The sequence below is a fragment of the Clostridium tarantellae genome (assembly GCF_009295725.1).
GTDB classification, from domain to species: domain Bacteria; phylum Bacillota; class Clostridia; order Clostridiales; family Clostridiaceae; genus Sarcina; species Sarcina tarantellae.
Genome location: NZ_WHJC01000039.1, coordinates 1 through 19,233, shown reverse-complemented (window position 1 = coordinate 19,233; position 19,233 = coordinate 1). Strand labels below are relative to the sequence as shown.

At 27.8% G+C, this 19,233-nt stretch carries 18 protein-coding genes and 1 other annotated feature; all 18 genes read left to right on the top strand.

From position 1 onward, the window contains the following. Positions 1–688 (top strand): AI-2E family transporter (locus GBZ86_RS04940; protein WP_152888325.1); only part of this gene is annotated, 688 nt, incomplete at its 5' end. Between the two features lie 63 nt (positions 689–751). Then, positions 752–924 (top strand) — a binding site (T-box leader). 57 nt (positions 925–981) lie between these two features. Continuing rightward, a complete protein-coding gene (alaS, locus tag GBZ86_RS04935) occupies positions 982–3,621 on the top strand; it encodes an alanine--tRNA ligase (RefSeq protein ID WP_152888323.1) in 2,640 nt (879 codons plus the stop codon). A gap of 147 nt (positions 3,622–3,768) precedes the next feature. After that, the gene (locus GBZ86_RS04930) at positions 3,769–4,026 is read left to right on the top strand and encodes an IreB family regulatory phosphoprotein (RefSeq protein ID WP_152888321.1); all 258 of its coding nucleotides are present in this window, start codon (positions 3,769–3,771) and stop codon (positions 4,024–4,026) included. Between the two features lie 46 nt (positions 4,027–4,072). Continuing rightward, entirely contained in the window at positions 4,073–4,486 is a 414-nt protein-coding gene (gene ruvX, locus GBZ86_RS04925) for a Holliday junction resolvase RuvX (RefSeq protein WP_152888319.1), read from the top strand. A gap of 18 nt (positions 4,487–4,504) precedes the next feature. After that, positions 4,505–4,759, top strand: a complete 255-nt coding sequence (locus GBZ86_RS04920; protein WP_152888317.1) for a DUF1292 domain-containing protein — start codon at positions 4,505–4,507, stop codon at positions 4,757–4,759. 16 nt (positions 4,760–4,775) lie between these two features. Continuing rightward, a complete protein-coding gene (locus GBZ86_RS04915; protein WP_152888315.1) occupies positions 4,776–5,228 on the top strand; it encodes a Fur family transcriptional regulator in 453 nt (150 codons plus the stop codon). 70 nt (positions 5,229–5,298) lie between these two features. Continuing rightward, positions 5,299–6,966 carry a ribonuclease J gene (locus GBZ86_RS04910; protein ID WP_152888313.1) on the top strand — a complete coding sequence of 556 codons (1,668 nt, stop codon included), beginning with the start codon at positions 5,299–5,301 and terminating at the stop codon, positions 6,964–6,966. Between the two features lie 148 nt (positions 6,967–7,114). Further along, entirely contained in the window at positions 7,115–8,938 is a 1,824-nt protein-coding gene (typA, locus tag GBZ86_RS04905) for a translational GTPase TypA (protein ID WP_152888311.1), read from the top strand. 81 nt (positions 8,939–9,019) lie between these two features. Further along, positions 9,020–10,048, top strand: a complete 1,029-nt coding sequence (gene mltG / locus GBZ86_RS04900) for an endolytic transglycosylase MltG (protein ID WP_152888309.1) — start codon at positions 9,020–9,022, stop codon at positions 10,046–10,048. 14 nt (positions 10,049–10,062) lie between these two features. After that, positions 10,063–10,707: an O-methyltransferase gene (locus GBZ86_RS04895; protein ID WP_152888307.1), complete on the top strand. Its 645-nt coding sequence runs from the start codon at positions 10,063–10,065 to the stop codon at positions 10,705–10,707. A gap of 5 nt (positions 10,708–10,712) precedes the next feature. Next, entirely contained in the window at positions 10,713–11,939 is a 1,227-nt protein-coding gene (locus GBZ86_RS04890) for a peptidase U32 family protein (RefSeq protein WP_152888305.1), read from the top strand. Positions 11,940–11,968: 29 nt separating this feature from the next. After that, positions 11,969–12,589 (top strand): uridine kinase, encoded by a 621-nt coding sequence (gene udk, locus GBZ86_RS04885; protein ID WP_152888303.1) that lies wholly within the window; start codon positions 11,969–11,971, stop codon positions 12,587–12,589. A gap of 53 nt (positions 12,590–12,642) precedes the next feature. Continuing rightward, complete coding sequence (locus GBZ86_RS04880) at positions 12,643–14,289, top strand: penicillin-binding transpeptidase domain-containing protein (RefSeq protein ID WP_152888301.1); 1,647 nt, start codon at positions 12,643–12,645, stop codon at positions 14,287–14,289. A gap of 67 nt (positions 14,290–14,356) precedes the next feature. Next, entirely contained in the window at positions 14,357–15,061 is a 705-nt protein-coding gene (gene sigK / locus GBZ86_RS04875; protein WP_152888299.1) for an RNA polymerase sporulation sigma factor SigK, read from the top strand. Between the two features lie 192 nt (positions 15,062–15,253). After that, positions 15,254–16,306, top strand: coding sequence for a type IV pilus twitching motility protein PilT (locus GBZ86_RS04870; RefSeq protein ID WP_152888297.1), 1,053 nt, complete (start codon positions 15,254–15,256; stop codon positions 16,304–16,306). Between the two features lie 91 nt (positions 16,307–16,397). Beyond that, a complete protein-coding gene (ftsA, locus tag GBZ86_RS04865) occupies positions 16,398–17,633 on the top strand; it encodes a cell division protein FtsA (RefSeq protein WP_152888295.1) in 1,236 nt (411 codons plus the stop codon). Positions 17,634–17,646: 13 nt separating this feature from the next. Next, on the top strand, positions 17,647–18,780 hold the full coding sequence (gene ftsZ, locus GBZ86_RS04860) for a cell division protein FtsZ (RefSeq protein ID WP_152888292.1): 1,134 nt from the start codon (positions 17,647–17,649) through the stop codon (positions 18,778–18,780). A 230-nt stretch (positions 18,781–19,010) separates the two neighbouring features. Continuing rightward, on the top strand, positions 19,011–19,233 hold a 223-nt coding region (locus tag GBZ86_RS04855; RefSeq protein WP_207707423.1), incomplete at its 3' end, for a sigma-E processing peptidase SpoIIGA.

Sequence of the window (19,233 nt, the reverse complement as noted above, 5' to 3'; positions counted from 1 at the left end):
AATACCATTAGATCAGTCTAATACCTTAAAAATTTTAAGTCAACAGTTTACAGAAAAATTTAATATTTTTATTAAGAATATATCATTAAAAATTTTTGATACTTTAATAGATTTAGGAGAAAATATTATTGCTTTAGCGGTTGTTCCAGTATTAACTTATTATTTTCTTGCATATAGTGATATGTTATGTAATAGAATTGCATATTTAATACCAGTAGGAAAAAGAGCTATTATAAGAAAAATAGGTAAAAATATTGATAAGATTTTAGGAAAATATATTTTAGGTCAATTGATTTTAAGTGTAATTGTTGGAGTAATGACTTTTATAGCTATGGTTTTATTAAAAATAAAATTTCCTTTATTAGTTTCTATATTTAATGCCTTATTAAATATAATACCTTATTTTGGAGCAATATTAGGAATGATTCCAGCAATATTAGTAGCAATTATGGATGGATCTATGAAAGTAGTGTGGGTAATAATAGCGTTTATAATAATACAGCAAATAGAAGGTAATATAATATCACCACAAATAACAGCTAGTAGTATAAATATGCACCCGTTAGCTATTCTTATTTTACTCTTAATAGGAGATAAATTAGGAGGGCTTTTAGGAATGATTTTAATTATTCCAATAGCTGTTGTAATTAAAGTGATTTATGAAGATTTAGATTATTATTTGTTTTAGCATTACATAAATGAATATTGACATCATAAGATTTTTTGAATATAATTTGCCTATAAAATATTAATAGAAGCAATGATAAGAATTAGTAAATAAATTATTTCTATGCAGAGAGGAAGTGTTTGGTGTAAACTTCTTAGAAATATTATTGAAGCTATCTTTGAGCTATACTTATTAAGTGATGTATTTATATACATAATTAGGGTGGTACCGCGGAAATAAAAGCTTTCGTCCCTTTCATTGGGAATGATGGCTTTTTTTATTTGATAAAATAGTAATAATTGGAGGATTGGTTTATGAAATTCATGGGAGCAAATGAATTAAGAAATAGTTATCTTAAGTTTTTTGAAAGTAAAGGGCATTTAATAATGGATTCAGCATCATTAGTACCTAAAAATGATAAGAGTTTACTGTTAATAAATGCAGGTATGGCACCATTAAAGCCATATTTTACAGGAGTAGAACAACCACCTAAAAAGAGAGTTACTACATGTCAAAAGTGTATTAGAACTGGTGATATAGAGAATGTAGGTAAAACATCTAGACATGGAACTTTCTTTGAAATGTTAGGAAATTTTTCCTTTGGAGATTATTTTAAAGGTGAAGTTATTCCATGGGCTTGGGAATTTATTACGGAAGTTTTACAGATTCCAAAGGATAAGCTATATGTAACTATATACTTAGAGGATGATGAAGCTTTTGAAATATGGAAAGAAAAAACAGATGTTGATACATCAAGAATTTTTAGATTAGGAAAAGAGGATAACTTTTGGGAAATAGGAGTTGGTCCTTGTGGTCCTTGTACAGAAATTCATTATGATAGAGGAGAAGGTAAAGTTGAAACAGTAGAAGAATTTTTAAAAGCTGCTGATGAAGATAGAATAGTAGAATTTTGGAATTTAGTATTTACTCAATTTGATAGAGATGAAGAAGGAAATTATAATAAATTAGCACATCCTAATATAGATACAGGTATGGGCTTAGAAAGAATTGCTACAATAATGCAAGGGGTAGATAATATATTTGAAATAGATACAGTAAAAAATATATTAAATAAAGCTTGTAAATTAACTAATACTAAATATGGTGAGGATTCTTCAAAAGATGTATCTTTAAGAATAATAACTGATCATGGCAAAAGTGTAACACTTCTTATTTGTGATGGAGTACAACCATCTAATGAAGGAAGAGGTTATGTTTTAAGAAGATTACTAAGAAGAGCAGCAAGACATGGAAGATTATTAGGTGCTAATGGAATATTTTTAAATGAAATGGTGGATACTGTTGTTGAAAATTATGGAGAAGCCTATCCGGAGTTAAAAGAGAAATCAGATTATATTAAAAAAATAATTAAATTAGAAGAAGAAAGATTTAATGAAACAATAGACTCAGGAATGGAAATATTAAAAGGGTATATAGATGAAATGGTTGAAAAGAAGGAAGAAATTCTTTCAGGAGAAAAAGCATTTAAATTATATGATACTTATGGATTTCCGTTAGAACTTACAGAAGAAATATTAGAAGAGAAAAATCTTAAAGTTGATTTAAATGGTTTTAATAAAGAGATGAAAGAACAAAGAGAACGAGCTAGAAATGCTAGGGGTGAAAGTAGCTATATGGGTAGTGATGAAAGCTCTGTTAATAAAATAGATGCTAATATAGTTACTACATTTGATGGATATGGAAAAACTTCATTAGAGTCAAAAATAATTGTTTTAGGAACAAATGAAGAATTTAAATATAATCTTTTAAAAGATGAAGAAGGATTTATAGTAACAGAAACAACTCCTTTCTATGCAGAAATGGGTGGTCAAGTTGGAGATAAAGGAGAAATTATAACGTCAACTGGTAAGGCTATAGTTATAGACTGTAAGAAAAATGTTGGTGGAAAATTTGTTCATTATGTTAAGGTTGTTGAAGGAGCTATAAATGTTAATTCAGAAGCTAATCTTTTAGTTGATAGTATAAGAAGAAATAATATCTGTAAAAATCATACAGCTACTCATATGTTACATGAAGCTTTAAGAGAAGTTCTTGGAGAACATGTAAATCAATCAGGTTCATATGTGGGAGCAGATAGATTAAGATTTGATTTTACTCATTTTGCTGCATTAACTGAAGAAGAATTAAAGAAGGTAGAAATGATAGTAAATGAAAAGATAATGAACGTTTCTTCAGTTATTACAGAAGAAATGACTATACAAGATGCTAAAAATAGTGGTGCGACTTGTTTATTTGATGATAAATATTCAGAGCTTGTAAGAGTTGTATCTGTTGGAGATTTTTCAAAAGAGTTATGTGGAGGAACTCATGTAGTTAATTCGGGAGAAATTGGAATATTTAAAATTATTTCAGAATCAGGAGTTGCTGCTGGTATAAGAAGAATAGAAGCTGTTACTGGTATGAGTGCTTTATTATTTATAGATCAAAAAAATGAAGTTTTAAAAGAAGTAGCTACATTATTAAAATGTAATGAGAAAGAAGTAGTTAAGAAAATAAGTGCTCAAACTCATGAGATAAAAGAAAAAGATAAGGAAATTTCAGAATTAAAGGCTAAATTAGTTAAAGGTGCTGAAAATGATATATTAAAAGATGCTGTAGAAGTTAATGGAGTTAAAGTAGTTACAGCATCATTAAAAGATATTGATGGAAATTCATTAAGAGATTTAGCTGATAAAGTTAGAAATAAATTAAACCTAGGAGTAGTAGTTCTTGCAAGTGAAGCTTCTGGAAAAGTTAATTTAGTAGCAATGGCAACTAAAAATTCATTAGAAAAAGGAATTCACTGTGGAAAAATAATAAAAGAAATAGCAGCTGTTGTTGGTGGCGGTGGTGGAGGAAGACCGGATATGGCTCAAGCTGGCGGTAAGAATCCTCAGAATATAGATAAAGCGTTAGAAAAAGCAATTCAGGTTGTAGAAATACTTGTAAAATAGTATACTTTTTTATAAATATAGTTTATAATGAAAACATAATTCTAAATAGTAAATGCATAAAATAAAATAAAATAGATAATACTAAGTATAGAAATATGCACTATATTTATTGTAAGGGGGTGAAGCTACCTAAAGGTAGTAAACGCTATGGGTAATAATTTAGAATATACAATGCAATTTGATTTTAACAAAAACAGAGAGGACTTAACAAAGTCCATATTGACTGATGTATATAATTCTTTAAAAGAAAAAGGTTACAACCCTGTTAATCAGTTAGTTGGCTATTTAATATCAGGTGACCCTACTTACATTACTAATTATAACGGGGCAAGAGCTTTGGTAAGAAAACTTGAAAGAGATGAAATTCTTGAAGAGGTTATAAAATCTTATCTAGAGATAAAATAAAGAGTGCCCGCAAGGGTACTCTTTAAAATTATATAAGGAGTTTTATATGCGAATCTTAGGTTTAGATATTGGACAAAAAACAATAGGAGTAGCAGTAAGTGATCCATTAGGTTGGACAGCACAAGGCATAACCACTATAAAAAGAAAAAATTTTACTTCTGATATAGCAGAAGTAAAAAAGATATATGATGAGTATGGAGTAGAAACTATAGTTGCAGGTATGCCTAAAAATATGAACGGTACTATAGGACCATCAGGAGAGATGGTTAAAGAGTTTTGTGAAAGAATGAGTAATGCTTTTGAGCCCAAAATTGAATTTTGGGATGAAAGATTAACAACAGTAGCAGCACATAGAGCTATGCTTGAAGCAGACCTTTCTAGAGCAAAAAGAAAAAAAATTGTTGATAAGATAGCGGCTACATATATATTACAAGGATATTTAGATAGAATATCAAAATAAATTTAAGGAGAGAACGAAATGAACGATGATTTAAAAAACATAGTTTTAATGGATGAAGAAGGTGTTGAAACAGAGTTTACAGTAGTAACAAAGTTAGACATGGAAGAAAATGAATATTTTTTACTTTCACCAATTGGTGAAGATGATGTAGTAATAGCAATGAAGGTAGTAGTAGATGAGGATGGTAACGAAATATTAGCTCCTGTTGAGAGTGATTTTGAATTAGAAATGATAGAGGAAGCTTACGCGACATTATTCGCTGAGGAAGAGTAGAAGCGAGGTTTTTTATATGTCAAAATTAACTTCAACAGAAATTGAAAAATTAAAAGAAGATTTAAAGAAAAAAGGATATAAGTTAACCCCTCAAAGAAGAGCTATTGTAGATGTTATTATTGAGAATGAAGGAAATCATTTAACAGCAGAAGAAATATATGATGAAGTAAAAGTTGCATGTCCTGAAATAGGATTAGCAACAGTATATAGAACAATAATTCTATTAGAAGATATGGGTGTTATTTATAAATTAGATTTAAATGATGGTTGTAGTAGATATGAGTTAGCACATGATCATGAAACACATAGACATCATCATTTAGTTTGTAATGAATGTGGTAAAGTATTTGAAGTAGAAGATGATTTACTTGAAGAATTAGAAGAATCTATTGAAAGTAAATATGGTTTTAAAATACTAGATCATTCAGTTAAATTTTTTGGGTTATGTAAACAATGTAAAGATAAATAAAGCTCTCTAAACATAAAAGAGAGAACTTTGTTATATACAGTAATAATGAGAAGATAAAAGGAGGGGAAATATGAAACGCGAAAAACTAAAGGTTAAAATTATACCTTTAGGTGGGCTAAATGAGATTGGCAAAAATCTAACTGCAATAGAATTTAAAGATGAAATAGTAGTAATAGATTGTGGTCTTAAGTTTCCAGATGAAGATATGTTCGGAATAGATATAGTAATACCAGATATATCATATCTTGTAAAAAATGCTCATAAGGTTAAAGGAATATTTTTAACTCATGGTCATGAGGATCATATTGGTGCATTGCCATATGTTTTAAAACAGTTGAATGTACCTGTTTATGGAACTAAGCTTACTTTAGGTATAGTTGAAACTAAATTAAAAGAACATGGCTTATTAAGTACTACAGAGCTTATAAGAGTTAAGCCAAGAGATGTTATAAAATTAAATAGCATGTCTGTAGAATTTATTAAAACTAATCATAGCATAGCTGATTCAGTAGCTATAGCTATTCACACTCCATTAGGAGCAATTCTTCATACTGGTGATTTTAAGGTGGACTATACACCTATAGATGGAGAAGTAATGGATTTCGCTAGATTTGCAGAACTAGGAAAAAAAGGTGTGCTTGTAATGATGGCGGATTCTACAAATGTAGAAAGACCTGGATATACTATGTCAGAAAGAACTGTTGGAGAAAGTTTTAAAAGAATATTTGGAAAAGCTAAAGGAAGAGTTATAGTTGCTACTTTTGCATCAAATATTCATAGAATTCAGCAGATTGTTGAAGCGGCAGAACAATATGGTAGAAAAATTGCTGTTTCAGGAAGAAGTATGGAGAATATAGTACAGGTTGCTATAGAACTTGGATATTTAAATATAGAAAAAGATAGTTTAATTAGTATTGATAATATAAATAAATATCCTAATGATAAAATAGCAGTTATAACTACAGGTAGCCAAGGAGAGCCTATGTCAGCTTTAGCTAGAATGGCGGCATCAGAACATAAAAAGCTTAATGTTTTAGAAGGAGATACTGTAATAATATCTGCTACGCCTATACCAGGAAATGAAAAGTTGGTTTCTAAGGTAATAAATCAACTATTTAAAAAGGGCGCAGAAGTTATATATGAATCTTTAGCAGAGGTACATGTATCAGGTCATGCATGCCAAGAAGAACTTAAGCTTATGCAATCATTAGTAAAGCCAAGATTTTTCATACCAGTTCATGGAGAATACAGACATTTAAAGCAACATGGAGAATTAGCTGCTAAGTTAGGATTATCTGAAAAGAATTTTTTAATAGTAGATAATGGAGATGTAGTAGAAATTACTAGAGATTCTATTAGAAAAAATGGAACTGTTCCATGTGGCCATGTATTTGTTGATGGATTAGGTGTAGGTGATGTTGGAAATATTGTTTTAAGAGATAGAAAACATTTATCTCAAGATGGTATTTTAACAGTTGTAGTTACAATAGATAAAGAAACTTCATCAGTTGTGGCTGGTCCTGATATAATATCAAGAGGATTTGTTTATGTTAGAGAATCTGAAGATCTTATGGATGAGGCTAAGGACATTGTAAGAAATGTTCTTAAAGAATGTGAAGCTAAAGGAATAACCGATTGGGCTACTATGAAAGCTAATATAAGAGATGGATTAAGATTATATTTATATGAAAAAACAAAGAGAAAACCAATGATACTTCCTATAATAATGGAAGTTTAGAGGAAATATATATAATTATTAATAATATGTTACAAGGTATTATTATTGACTTTTTTTAATTTAAACAGTAGAATTAAATATTGAAAAGTAAAATTGGGTACTTTATAAGTATCCAATTTTTTATGCATACGTATTTGGAGGATTAAATATGAGTAATAAATTTATAAGAAGCGATATTAGAAACATAGCTATAATAGCACACGTTGACCATGGTAAAACTACTTTGGTTGATGCTTTATTAAGACAAAGCAATATATTTAGATCAAATGAAAAAGTTGAAGAAAGAGTTATGGATTCTAATGATTTAGAAAAAGAAAGAGGAATAACTATACTTTCAAAGAATACTGCTGTTCACTATAATGACATCAAAATCAACATAATAGATACACCAGGTCATGCTGACTTTGGAGGCGAAGTTGAGCGTGTTCTTAAAATGGTTGATAGTGTTTTATTAGTAGTAGATTCATATGAGGGTCCTATGCCTCAGACAAAATTCGTTTTAAGAAAGGCATTAGAGCTAGGATTAAAACCAATAGTTGTTATAAATAAAATAGATAAACCAAATGCTAGACCGGAAGAAGTAATTGATGAAGTATTTGACTTATTTTTAGAATTAGGAGCTACAGATGAGCAATTAGACTTTCCTATTGTTTATGCATCAGCAAGAGCAGGTGTGGCTACTAATGATTTAGAAAATCCAAAAGACAATATGAAGGATTTATTTGATACTATAATAGATCATGTAGAACCACCAAAAGGTTCAATAGAAGATTCTTTACAAATGCTAGTTACTACACTAGATACAACTGAATATGTAGGAAAAATTTGCATAGGTAAAATAGTTAGAGGAATTGCTAAGAAAAATCAACAAGCTGCTGTAGTAAGACAAGATGGAAAAATAGATAATTTTAAAATTTCAGGAGTTTATACATATAATGGTTTAAAAAGAGAAGAAGTTGAAGAAGCATCTTTAGGAGATATTATTGCAATAAGTGGTATATCAGATGCAAATATTGGAGAAACTATAACTGATGCTCAAAATCCAGAAGCACTACCATTTGTTAAAATAGACGAGCCTACTCTTAATATGAACTTTATGGTAAATGATTCACCTTTTGCTGGTAAAGAGGGAGATTTTGTTACTTCAAGACATTTAAGAGATAGATTAATGAAAGAGTTAGAAACAAATGTAAGTTTAAAAGTAAATGAAATAACACCAGATTGTTTTGAAGTAAGTGGAAGAGGAGAATTACATCTTTCAATTCTTATAGAAACAATGAGAAGAGAAGGGTATGAATTCCAAGTATCAAAACCAAATGTTATTTTTAGAAAAGAAGAAGATGGAACATATGAACCTATGGAATATTTAACTATAGATGTTCCAGAAGAGTTTATGGGACCAGTTATGGAGAAGTTAGGACCTAGAAAAGCAGAAATGGTTAATATGACATCAGCTGTTAATGGATATACTAGATTAGAGTTTAAGATTCCTGCAAGAGGATTAATTGGTTTTAGAAATGAATTTATGACAGATACAAAAGGTAATGGAATAATGAATCATATATTTGATGGATATGAAAAATACAAAGGAGAAATTCCAGGAAGAAGTAGAGGGTCTTTAGTTGTATTTGAATCAGGTGAAGCTGTAACTTATGGACTATTTAATGCTCAGGAAAGAGGAACATTATTTATAACTCCAGGAACGGATGTTTATTCAGGAATGATTTGTGGTGTTTGTTCAAGAGCAGATGATATAGAAGTAAATGTATGTAAGAAAAAGCAATTAACAAATACTAGATCATCAGGAGCTGATGATGCACTAAAATTATCACCAGTAACTCCATTAACTTTAGAGCAAAGCTTAGAATTTATAAATAATGATGAGTTAGTTGAAGTTACTCCAATTAACATAAGAATGAGAAAAAGATTACTAGATAGCACTGAAAGAAAGAGAGCTATGAGACAAAAATAATAAAATAGTTTATTATTAAATTTATAAAAATTCTAATAGAGTAGATATATTTATATCTACTCTATATAAGGAGGTTTTCCAATGAAAAAGAAAGGAAAGTCTAAATTATTTATAATATTAGCTATTTTTATAATCTTAATATTAGCAAACTTAATAGTTTTTACAGTTAAATATACATCTAATGAAAAAAAGCCTTTAGAGATTAGTAAAAATGAAGTAAATGTTACTGTTAATAAGGGTGAATCATTATATGGAATATTTGAAAGATTAAATAATGAAGGAATACTAAAGAGTTCATTTTTCTCTAAAATATATGCAAATTTTAATGGTGTTAAAGGTGGTATACAACCAGGTGAATATTCTTTTAAACAAGATACTTCTTTAAAGGAATTTATAGAAATTTTACAAACTGGAAAAGTTATATCAACCAAAATAACATTTCCTGAAGGATATACAATTGATGATATAGCTAAGAAATTAGACGAGAGTGGATTAGCTACGAAAGTAGAGTTTTTAGAAGCTGTAAAAACGTATCCTCTACCTTCTTATGTAAAGCCAAATGAAAATGAAAGATATGCATTAGAGGGATTTTTATTTCCAGATACATATAATTTTTCTCCTAAAATTACTAGCAATGAAATAATAGAAACTATGCTTTCAAGATTTGAAGAAGTTATGAAGGAAATAGAAAAAGAAACTGGTAAAACTATATCAGAAGAAGAATATGAAAAATATGTTACAATAGCATCAATGATAGAGAAAGAAGCTAGAATAGATAATGAAAGAAGTAAAATAGCTTCTGTTATTTATAATAGATTAAATAAAGATATGAATCTTCAAATAGATGCAACTGTTTTGTATGCATTAGGCAAACATAAAGAAGTAGTTTTATATAAGGATTTAAAAATAAATTCTCCTTACAATACATATAAAATTAAAGGATTACCAGCAGGGCCCATATGCAATCCAGGAAAGCCATCTTTATTAGCAGCTATTAATCCAGAACAAACAGAATATTTATTTTATGTTTATTCATCTATAGAAAATAAACATGTATTTTCTAAAACATATGAGGAACATAAAAAAATATCAAAAGATTTAGGATATTAAATTAGGAGGTATATATGAGTGGAGTAACCTTTGATTATATGGAACAATATTTAAGAGGATTAATACCTGAAAGTGAAGGAGAATTAAAAGAATTAGAAGAATTTGCAAAAACTAATAAAGTACCTATAATTCAAAAAGAAGGAGCAAAATTTTTAGAATTTATGGTATCTATAAAATCACCTAAGAAAATTTTGGAATTAGGTACTGCTATAGGATATTCAGCAATGATTATGAATAAAGCTAGCTATGGAAAAAGCCATATTTTAACCATAGAAAGAGATGAAACTATGATTAAATATGCAAAAGAAAATATGAAAAAATATAATCTTACAAATAATGTTGAAATTATAAATGGAGATTGTTTAGATATATTAAAAAGTTTAGATGATAAGTTTGATTTAATATTTATGGATGCTGGAAAAGGACATTATAATCATTTTTTACCAGAGTGTTTAAGACTTTTAAATGAAGATGGAATAATTATAGCAGATAATGTTTTATTTAGAGGAATGGTTGCTTGTGATGATTTAGTTAAGAGAAGAAAAATAACTATTGTTAAAAGAATGAGAACATATTTAGATATGGTATCTAAAGATAAAAATTTAATAACAACAGTTATTCCTATAGGCGATGGAATTGCTATGACTAAAAGGAGGTAAAAGTTATGAGAAAACCAGAAATACTTGCACCAGCAGGAAATTTAGAAAAATTAAAGATTGCTATAAATTTTGGTGCAGATGCAGTATACATAGGTGGAAGTAAGTTAAATTTAAGAGCCTTTTCGGATAATTTTACCAATGAAGAAATTGCTGAAGGTGTTAAGTATTGTCATGATAGAGGTAAAAAGGTTTATGTTACAATGAATGTTTTTCCACGTAATTATGATTTAACAGGTCTTGAAGAATATATTAAAGAATTAGTAGCTTTAAATATTGATGCTATAATAGTATCAGATCCATCAATTATTGTTGTAGCTAAAGAAGTTGCTCCAAATTTAGAAATACATCTTAGTACTCAAGCTAACACTGTAAATTGGAAAGCAGCTAAGTTTTGGTATGAACAAGGAGTTCAAAGAGTTGTTTTAGCTAGAGAACTTACTTTTAATGAAATCCATACTATACGTGAAAACTTACCAGATGATTGTGAATTAGAAGCTTTTGTACATGGTTCTATGTGTATTTCGTATTCAGGTAGATGTTTAATATCTAACTATATGCTAGGTAGAGATCCAAATAAAGGACTTTGTGCTAATGCTTGTAGATTTAAATATTCTTTAGTTGAAGAAACTAGACCTAATGAATACTATCCAGTTATAGAAGATGATAAAGGTACATATATAATGAATTCTAAAGATTTATGTATGATACATCACATACCTGAAATGGTTAAAAGTGGAGTATATTCATTTAAAATAGAAGGTAGAATGAAAAGTGAATTTTATGTAGCTTCAGTAGTAAAATCATATAGAGAAGCTTTAGATAGTTATTGGCAAGATCCAGATAACTATAAATTTAAGCAAGAATGGATGGATAATTTACTAAAGGTTAGTCATAGACCATATCATACAGGATTCTTTTTTGGAAAATCAGGAGAGCAAAATTATGAACAATCATCATATATTAGAGATTATGATATAGTTGGATATGTTCAAGATTATGATCACGAAACTAAAACTGCTATTATAATGCAAAAAAATAGAATTTTTGAAGATGATGAAGTTGAAGTCTTAAGAGCTAATACTAAGAATTTTAATATTAAACTTAAAGATATGTATGATATTGAAAAGAATAAAAATATAGATGTTGCTAATAGAGCACAAATGATTTTTTCTATTAAAGTAGATACGCCTTTAAAAGCAAAGGATATGTTGATAAAAGCTAAAAAGTGTTAAATCTTAAAGATTAATAGGGAGGCAAACAAATGAAGAGACCAATTTTAATAGGTATAACTGGAGGAACAGGTTCAGGAAAAAGTACTATTGCAAGAGAAATATATAATCAGTTTGGAACGGATTGTATTGCAATGATAGAACAAGATTCTTATTATAAAGATCAAAGTCATTTATCAATGGAAGAAAGAGTTAAAACAAACTATGATCATCCACATGCATTTGATAATGATTTATTAGTTTCTCATTTAGAAGAATTACTTAATGGAGAAAAAATTCAAAAGCCTAAGTATGATTTTGCTATACATAATAGAGTTGAGGAAACAACAACAGTAGAACCAAGAGAAATAATAATAGTTGAAGGTATATTAACATTAGAAGATCCTAGAATAAGAGAGCTTTTAGATATAAAAATATATGTAGATACTGATGCAGATGTAAGAATAATAAGAAGAATGGTTAGAGATATTAATGAAAGAGGAAGAACTTTAGATTCAGTAATAAATCAATATTTGAGTGTTGTTAAACCAATGCATAATCAATTTACTGAGCCAACTAAAAGACATGCTGATATAATAATACCAGAAGGTGGTCAAAATAAAGTTGCTATAGATATAATTGTTGCTAAAATAAAACAAATAATAGAGAAATAGTGAATAAAACACCCTTAATTCGGCTAAAATTTAGCCAAAAGGGGTGTTTTTTTATGTTTGGAATTAAAAAATATGATGTAAATAAAAAGTCTAAAATATTAGGAATAATTTTTTGTATATTATTTTTATTTTTAAGTATTAGACTTTTTATAATACAAAAAAAATATGGAATTAATATGGCCAATAACTCCATGGGTAATAATATACAAAAAGAAAATATTGCTGAGTTAAATTATTTACTTTTAGATAAAGATGGTGATAGTTTATGGGGGTTTGACCAAAAATATAAAATAGTAATTGATTGTAAAGCTTTTAGGTTAAACAATACAGATCAAAACTTACAAAATATAATTGCTTTTAATTATATAATGAAAGAGGAAGATAGAAATTTTTCTTTTGATGAAATAATAAAGATAAAGGGTAAAAAATATTATGATGTATCTAAAGATACTTATGATAAAGTAAGTAAATTAGAAGATATAAGAGGAGTATATTATTACGAATATAGTGAACAAGAAAAACAAGAAGCATGGAAAATAGAAAATATTTTAACTAATGTTAAAGCTTTTAATCCATATAGTAATGAAGATAATACATCTAAAGGTGAAGCATCTTTAGAAATGTATATAAAAAAAGAATTAGATAAAAATGATGATTTTAAAAAAGTATTTGAAAAAGATTTAGATGGAAAATATAGCGAAGGAGAAATAGAAGTTAATAAAGAAAATTTAAATGTAAAATTGACTTTAGACAAAGAGCTTCAAGAAAAGATTAGAGTTATTTTAAATGATGAAAAATATAATGAGTATAAAAATATTGGAGCTGTTTTAATAGAAGGAGATACAGGAAAAATATTATCATTAGCGCAAAAAGATGAAAGTCAAGCTAATATTGTAATTGGAAGTGGAGGAATTAATGGGTATGAACCAGGATCTATTTTTAAAATTCTTACTTTAGAAGCTGCTATGGAATATCATAATATTAAATTAAAAGATAAATTTAATTGTAGTGGTATGATATGTAGTGAAGAAAAAGTTCATGGACAAATTACAGTAGAAGAAGCTTTTAAAGTATCATGTAATGATGTTTTTGCACTTTTAGGTGCACAAGTTACGGAAAGTGAATTAATTGAGTTTGCAAAAAAACAGGGATTATTTAGTGTGGTTTTAGGTTTAGATAAAAAAACAGGTATGGAAGCTAAGGGACTTTTACCAGAAAAGGAAGCAGGAGTTGGATTATTATCAGTAGGTCAATCTATTCAAGCTACATTAATTCAAATGGCAGGTATAATTTCTCCCATAATCAATGAAGGTATGTATATAAAACCTTATTTAGTAGATTCTTTTGAAAATATAGAAGGTGAAACAGTAAAAAAAGCAAAAACAGTAAATGAAAAAGTAATTTCTTCACATGTGGCTGATTCTATGAAGTATATTATGAATAGAACTGTAGCTAATGGAACAGCTTCTATAAGTAAAATTGAAGGATTAGAAGTAGGAGCTAAAACAGGTACATCAGAATCAGGTGAAAACTTTCATGGCTGGTTTGTAGGATATTTTAAATATAAAGAAAAATATTATACTTTAGGAGTTTTTGTTCCTAATATAGGTGAAGAAAATTCTAAAGGAGAAAAAACAGGGGGAGGAAATACCGCAGGACCTATTTTTAAAGATATTATTTTAGAATTTATAAAAAAATAAAATATATAAGTAAATTTTTTTGTTATTAATCATATTATATTAATAAGCACTATTAGGAGGCACAGCATTGTTTATCTTGCAATACTTATTAGATATAATAGGTGGAAAAATTTTCTTATGTGGATATGTTACTGGAAATACTACATTTCCTCAACCTCTTAGTGAAAATGAAGAGGAATTTTACTTAAAACGTTTTAAGGATGGGGATCTAAAAGCAAAGAGTATTTTAATAGAAAGAAACTTAAGATTAGTAGCGCATATAGTAAAGAAATATTCTTTTCCTAATAAGGATGTAGATGATTTAATATCTATAGGAACTGTTGGGTTAATAAAAGCTATAGATTCTTTTGATTCTTCAAAAGGTACTAGGCTAGCTACGTATGCAGCGAGATGCATAGAAAATGAAATTCTTATGCTTTTTAGAAATAATAAAAAAACTAAGGGTGAAGTTTATTTGCAAGATCCTATAGGAACTGATAAAGAAGGAAATGAAATTTGCTTAATAGACGTTTTAAGTAGTGACAATGATTCAGTTTTAGATACTGTTGAAAATAATTTGCAAATAAAGTATTTATATACTAAAATGAATTCTATATTAAACATGAGAGAAAGAACAATTTTAGAAATGAGATATGGATTAATTGATGGAAATAATAAAACACAAAGAGAAATTGCCATGATGCTTGGTATATCTAGATCATATGTTTCAAGAATTGAAAAAAAAGCTTTGAAAAAATTATCTAAAGAGTTCAATTTAAATGCTAATACTTAGTAATGCTGATAAATTTAAAATAATCATTTTATAAATTTATAGCATTAAATTTACTTATAGTTTATAATTGTACTTATAGCAGAAAAATTTTAAAATAATATTTTAAAACATTATGCTTGCTCATTTATTATTTTAAAATAAATGAGCAAGTTTTAATGAGTTAAAATTTACTGGTTTATAAGGGAGGAAGTTATGCAGAAATTAAATGAGCTTTTAGAAATAACTATAACAGAAGGAGCATCAGACCTTCATTTAACAGTAGGAATACCTCCGGTTATAAGAGTTAATAATAGATTAGTTAAATTAAAAGATAAAAAACTAACGCCTGCTGATACAGAAGAGTTTGCAAAAGAAATTTTAGGAGATTTTTATGGACAATATGATTCTATTGGAGAATTCGATACTTCATATTCAGTTCAAGGATTAGGTAGATTTAGAGTTAATGTATTTAAACAAAGAAATAGTACAGCTTTAGCTATTAGAGTTATAGCTTTAAAAATTCCTACATTAGATGATTTGAATTATCCTAAAATATTTAAGGATATATGTGCCAAAAAGAGAGGATTAGTATTAGTAACAGGTCCAACTGGTAGTGGTAAAAGTACAACTTTAGCTTCTATGATAAATGAAATAAATCATACAAGAGAAGCACATGTTGTTACATTAGAAGATCCTATAGAGTTTTTACATAAACATAATAAAAGTATTGTAAATCAAAGAGAAGTTGGTAAAGATACTATAAGTTATCAAAGAGCATTAAAATCTTTATTAAGAGAAGATCCAGATGTTATTTTAATAGGAGAAATGAGAGACTTAGAAACTATATCTATAGCTTTAACAGCAGCAGAAACAGGGCATTTAGTATTTTCAACAGTTCATACAGTAGGAGCCGCTAAAACTATAGATAGGATAGTTGATGTATTTCCACCACATCAACAACAACAAATTAGAACTCAACTTTCTTCAGTATTAGAAGGAATAATATCACAACAATTAGTACCAACTAAGGATGATAAAAGATGTGCAGCTTTAGAAATTATGATTCCTACTCCCGCTATTAGGAATTTAATTAGAGAAGGAAAAACATATCAAATTGAATCATCTATGCAAACAGGTAGTAAATATGGTATGAAAACAATGGATATGGCATTAGTAGAACTTTATAAAAAAGAAGAAATTTCAGAAGAAACAGCTATTAATAGTGCAGTAGATAGAGAAATAATAAGTAGAATGATTAATTATTAATTATTATATCTTTTGAAAAAGGATTTTAAAAATAAATGTCGAATAAAACATATGCATATTCAGATTTAGATAGGAGGTAAACGTAAGAAAAATGCCAAATTATATAGTGGGTCTAGATATTGGCAGTAGTAGTATAAAAGCTGCTATTTGCACTGAAAATGAGAATGGAGATTTTGAAATACTAGATTATGCCTATGTAAAATCTAAAGGAATTAATAAAGGAAGAATTAGTAATCCAGATGAAGCGTTACTCTCTATTAGAGAATGTATTGATAAATTAAAGATTGCAACAGGAAAAGATATTACTGATATTTATGTAGGAATTTCCAGTGAGTATTGTAAAGTTATAAGTAGCAAAGGACATACATATGTAGATGGTATTGATTCTAAAGTTACCAAACAACATATAGAAAATGCTTACCTAGATGCTAAAGAAATTATTTTAGAAAATGATGAAGAAATAATTGATTGTATAATTGATTATTTTGAAACTGATAATTGGGATTATAAAAATATAAGAAATCCTTTAGGAATACAATGTAGTGTTTTAACTATAAACTTAAATTTGATAATAAGTAAAAAAAATACATTGAATTTTTTTGAAAAAATTATTTCTGGTGCAGGATATAACTTTAAAGGAGTTTGTTTATCTATTGATTGTTTAAAAAATATATTTTTAAGCGAAAAAACTGAAGATAGTAATGTAGCTATAGTTGATATAGGAGCAGAAAAAACAGATATAGCAATATATGAAAAGAACAAGTTGAAAGAATTAGCCTTTATTCCTTTAGGTGGAAGTAATATAACTAAAGACTTAGCTATATGTCTTTCTATAGATACTAATTTAGCAGAAGAAGTTAAAGAATCTTATTCTCATAAGTTTAGCACTCCATCTAATGGAACAATAAAAGTAAATGAATCTACTTTTGATATTTTATTGGTTCATGATATTATAGAAGCTAGATTATTAGAAATAATAGATTATATTAATAAAAATATTATAGATGAAAATTTTTCAAATGATATAGAAAAAGTTATTATAACAGGTGATGGTATTGCTTATTATGAAAATATAGATTATATAATTAAAGAAAAAATAGGCAAGAATGTTAAAGTATTTACTAAAAACCATTTCTCTTTTGAGAAATCTTCCATAATTACACCAATTAGTATTGTTAAAGAGACACATGATAGGTTAAAATTAATATGTGACCAACAAATGCTTTGGAATAAAAGAGTAATTATAGATGAAAATAATAACAAAAGCAAGAATGTTAAAAAAAGAGGGTTTTCTAGAGTAAAAGCATTCTTAGATGAGATTTTTTAAAGGAGGAATTATTTTGTTAGATTTTGATGTTGATATTCATTCATTTACAAATATTAAAGTTATAGGTTGTGGTGGCGGAGGTGGAAACGCCGTTAACAGAATGATACAAGAAGGATTAAGAGATGTAGAATTTATTGCTATAAATACAGATAAGCAAGCATTAATGTTATCTCATGCACCTAATAAAATTCAAATAGGAGACAAGCTTACTAAAGGACTTGGAGCAGGTGCTAATCCTGAAATTGGTAAAAAAGCAGCCGAAGAAAGCAAAGAAGAAATAACAGAAGCAATAAAAGGCGCTGACATGGTATTTATAACTGCTGGAATGGGAGGCGGAACAGGTACAGGTGCTGCGCCAGTAGTTGCAGAAATAGCTAAATCTATGGGAATATTAACAGTGGGTATTGTAACGAAGCCTTTTCCATTTGAGGGTAGAAGAAGAATGACTCATGCAGAGATGGGAATTGAAAATTTAAAGCAAAAAGTGGATACTTTAGTAACAATTCCAAATGAAAGACTTCTTACTATGGTTGATAAAAAAACTACTTTATTAGAGTCTTTCAAGAAGGCTGATGATGTTTTAAGACAAGGTGTTCAAGGTATATCAGATCTTATAACTAATCCAGGTTTAATAAATTTAGATTTTGCTGATGTTAGAGCAGTAATGTTAGATAAAGGCTTAGCTCATATGGGTGTAGGTTATGGTAAAGGAGAGACTAGAGCTCAAGATGCAGCAAGAGAAGCTATTTCATCTCCATTATTAGAAACATCTATAGTAGGAGCTACAGGAGTACTTTTAAATGTAACAGGAGATGCAGAACTTGGACTTTTAGAAATAAATGAAGCTGCAGAAATTGTTCAAGAAGCGGCAGATCCAGATGCTAACATAATATTTGGTACTGTTATTGATGAAAGTTTAAAGGATGAAATAAGAATAACTGTTATTGCTACTGGATTTGAAAAAGATAACAAAAAAAGTACAATTCTTAAAGAAACTGTTGCTGAGAAAAAACAAGAAGTTGAGGTTCAACAACAAGAGGAAATTAAAGAAACTACAACTAAAGTTGAAAAGGAATCATCACATCATTCATATGCAAATGAAGATGATATTGAAATTCCTATGTTTTTAAGAAGAGGAAAAAGATAGGAATAAATTAATAAATAAAGAATGCTGACTAAAAGATTATTAATATGTCTTTTAGTCAGCATTCTTTTTATTTTAAATTATTAATTATAAAAAGTTTAAAATAAGTTATTGCATGAACTATTAAAGAGAATTGTGTAAAAATATAGTATAGAAAAAATATTAATTTAAATTACATTATGACAAAATTTTATATGAATAAGATTTATAATGTTTACAGGGAGGAAGTATATATGGTTATTTACATTGATGTAGTATTAGTAGAAAATTTTTTAATAAATTTTTTTTTACTTTTAATTACAATGCAAATTGTAAATCAAAAGGTTAGTTATAAACGTATAGCTTTTTCTAGCATAATAGGTATAATATATATTTTCTTTATATTAGTATCTAATGTAAAATTTTTAGCATATTTGCCATTTAAACTATTGCTAGCTTTTATTATGATATTTTTTA

What these genes read in the sequence shown, in the direction of transcription:
- typA (WP_152888311.1), top strand. Translation starts at nt 7,115, where the DNA reads ATGAGTAATAAATTTATAAGAAGCGATATTAGAAACATAGCTATAATA.
- GBZ86_RS04880 (WP_152888301.1), top strand. Translation starts at nt 12,643, where the DNA reads ATGTTTGGAATTAAAAAATATGATGTAAATAAAAAGTCTAAAATATTA.
- GBZ86_RS04910 (WP_152888313.1), top strand. Translation starts at nt 5,299, where the DNA reads ATGAAACGCGAAAAACTAAAGGTTAAAATTATACCTTTAGGTGGGCTA.
- GBZ86_RS04920 (WP_152888317.1), top strand. Translation starts at nt 4,505, where the DNA reads ATGAACGATGATTTAAAAAACATAGTTTTAATGGATGAAGAAGGTGTT.
- mltG (WP_152888309.1), top strand. Translation starts at nt 9,020, where the DNA reads ATGAAAAAGAAAGGAAAGTCTAAATTATTTATAATATTAGCTATTTTT.
- GBZ86_RS04895 (WP_152888307.1), top strand. Translation starts at nt 10,063, where the DNA reads ATGAGTGGAGTAACCTTTGATTATATGGAACAATATTTAAGAGGATTA.
- ruvX (WP_152888319.1), top strand. Translation starts at nt 4,073, where the DNA reads ATGCGAATCTTAGGTTTAGATATTGGACAAAAAACAATAGGAGTAGCA.
- ftsA (WP_152888295.1), top strand. Translation starts at nt 16,398, where the DNA reads ATGCCAAATTATATAGTGGGTCTAGATATTGGCAGTAGTAGTATAAAA.
- GBZ86_RS04915 (WP_152888315.1), top strand. Translation starts at nt 4,776, where the DNA reads ATGTCAAAATTAACTTCAACAGAAATTGAAAAATTAAAAGAAGATTTA.
- alaS (WP_152888323.1), top strand. Translation starts at nt 982, where the DNA reads ATGAAATTCATGGGAGCAAATGAATTAAGAAATAGTTATCTTAAGTTT.
- udk (WP_152888303.1), top strand. Translation starts at nt 11,969, where the DNA reads ATGAAGAGACCAATTTTAATAGGTATAACTGGAGGAACAGGTTCAGGA.
- GBZ86_RS04930 (WP_152888321.1), top strand. Translation starts at nt 3,769, where the DNA reads ATGGGTAATAATTTAGAATATACAATGCAATTTGATTTTAACAAAAAC.
- GBZ86_RS04870 (WP_152888297.1), top strand. Translation starts at nt 15,254, where the DNA reads ATGCAGAAATTAAATGAGCTTTTAGAAATAACTATAACAGAAGGAGCA.
- GBZ86_RS04890 (WP_152888305.1), top strand. Translation starts at nt 10,713, where the DNA reads ATGAGAAAACCAGAAATACTTGCACCAGCAGGAAATTTAGAAAAATTA.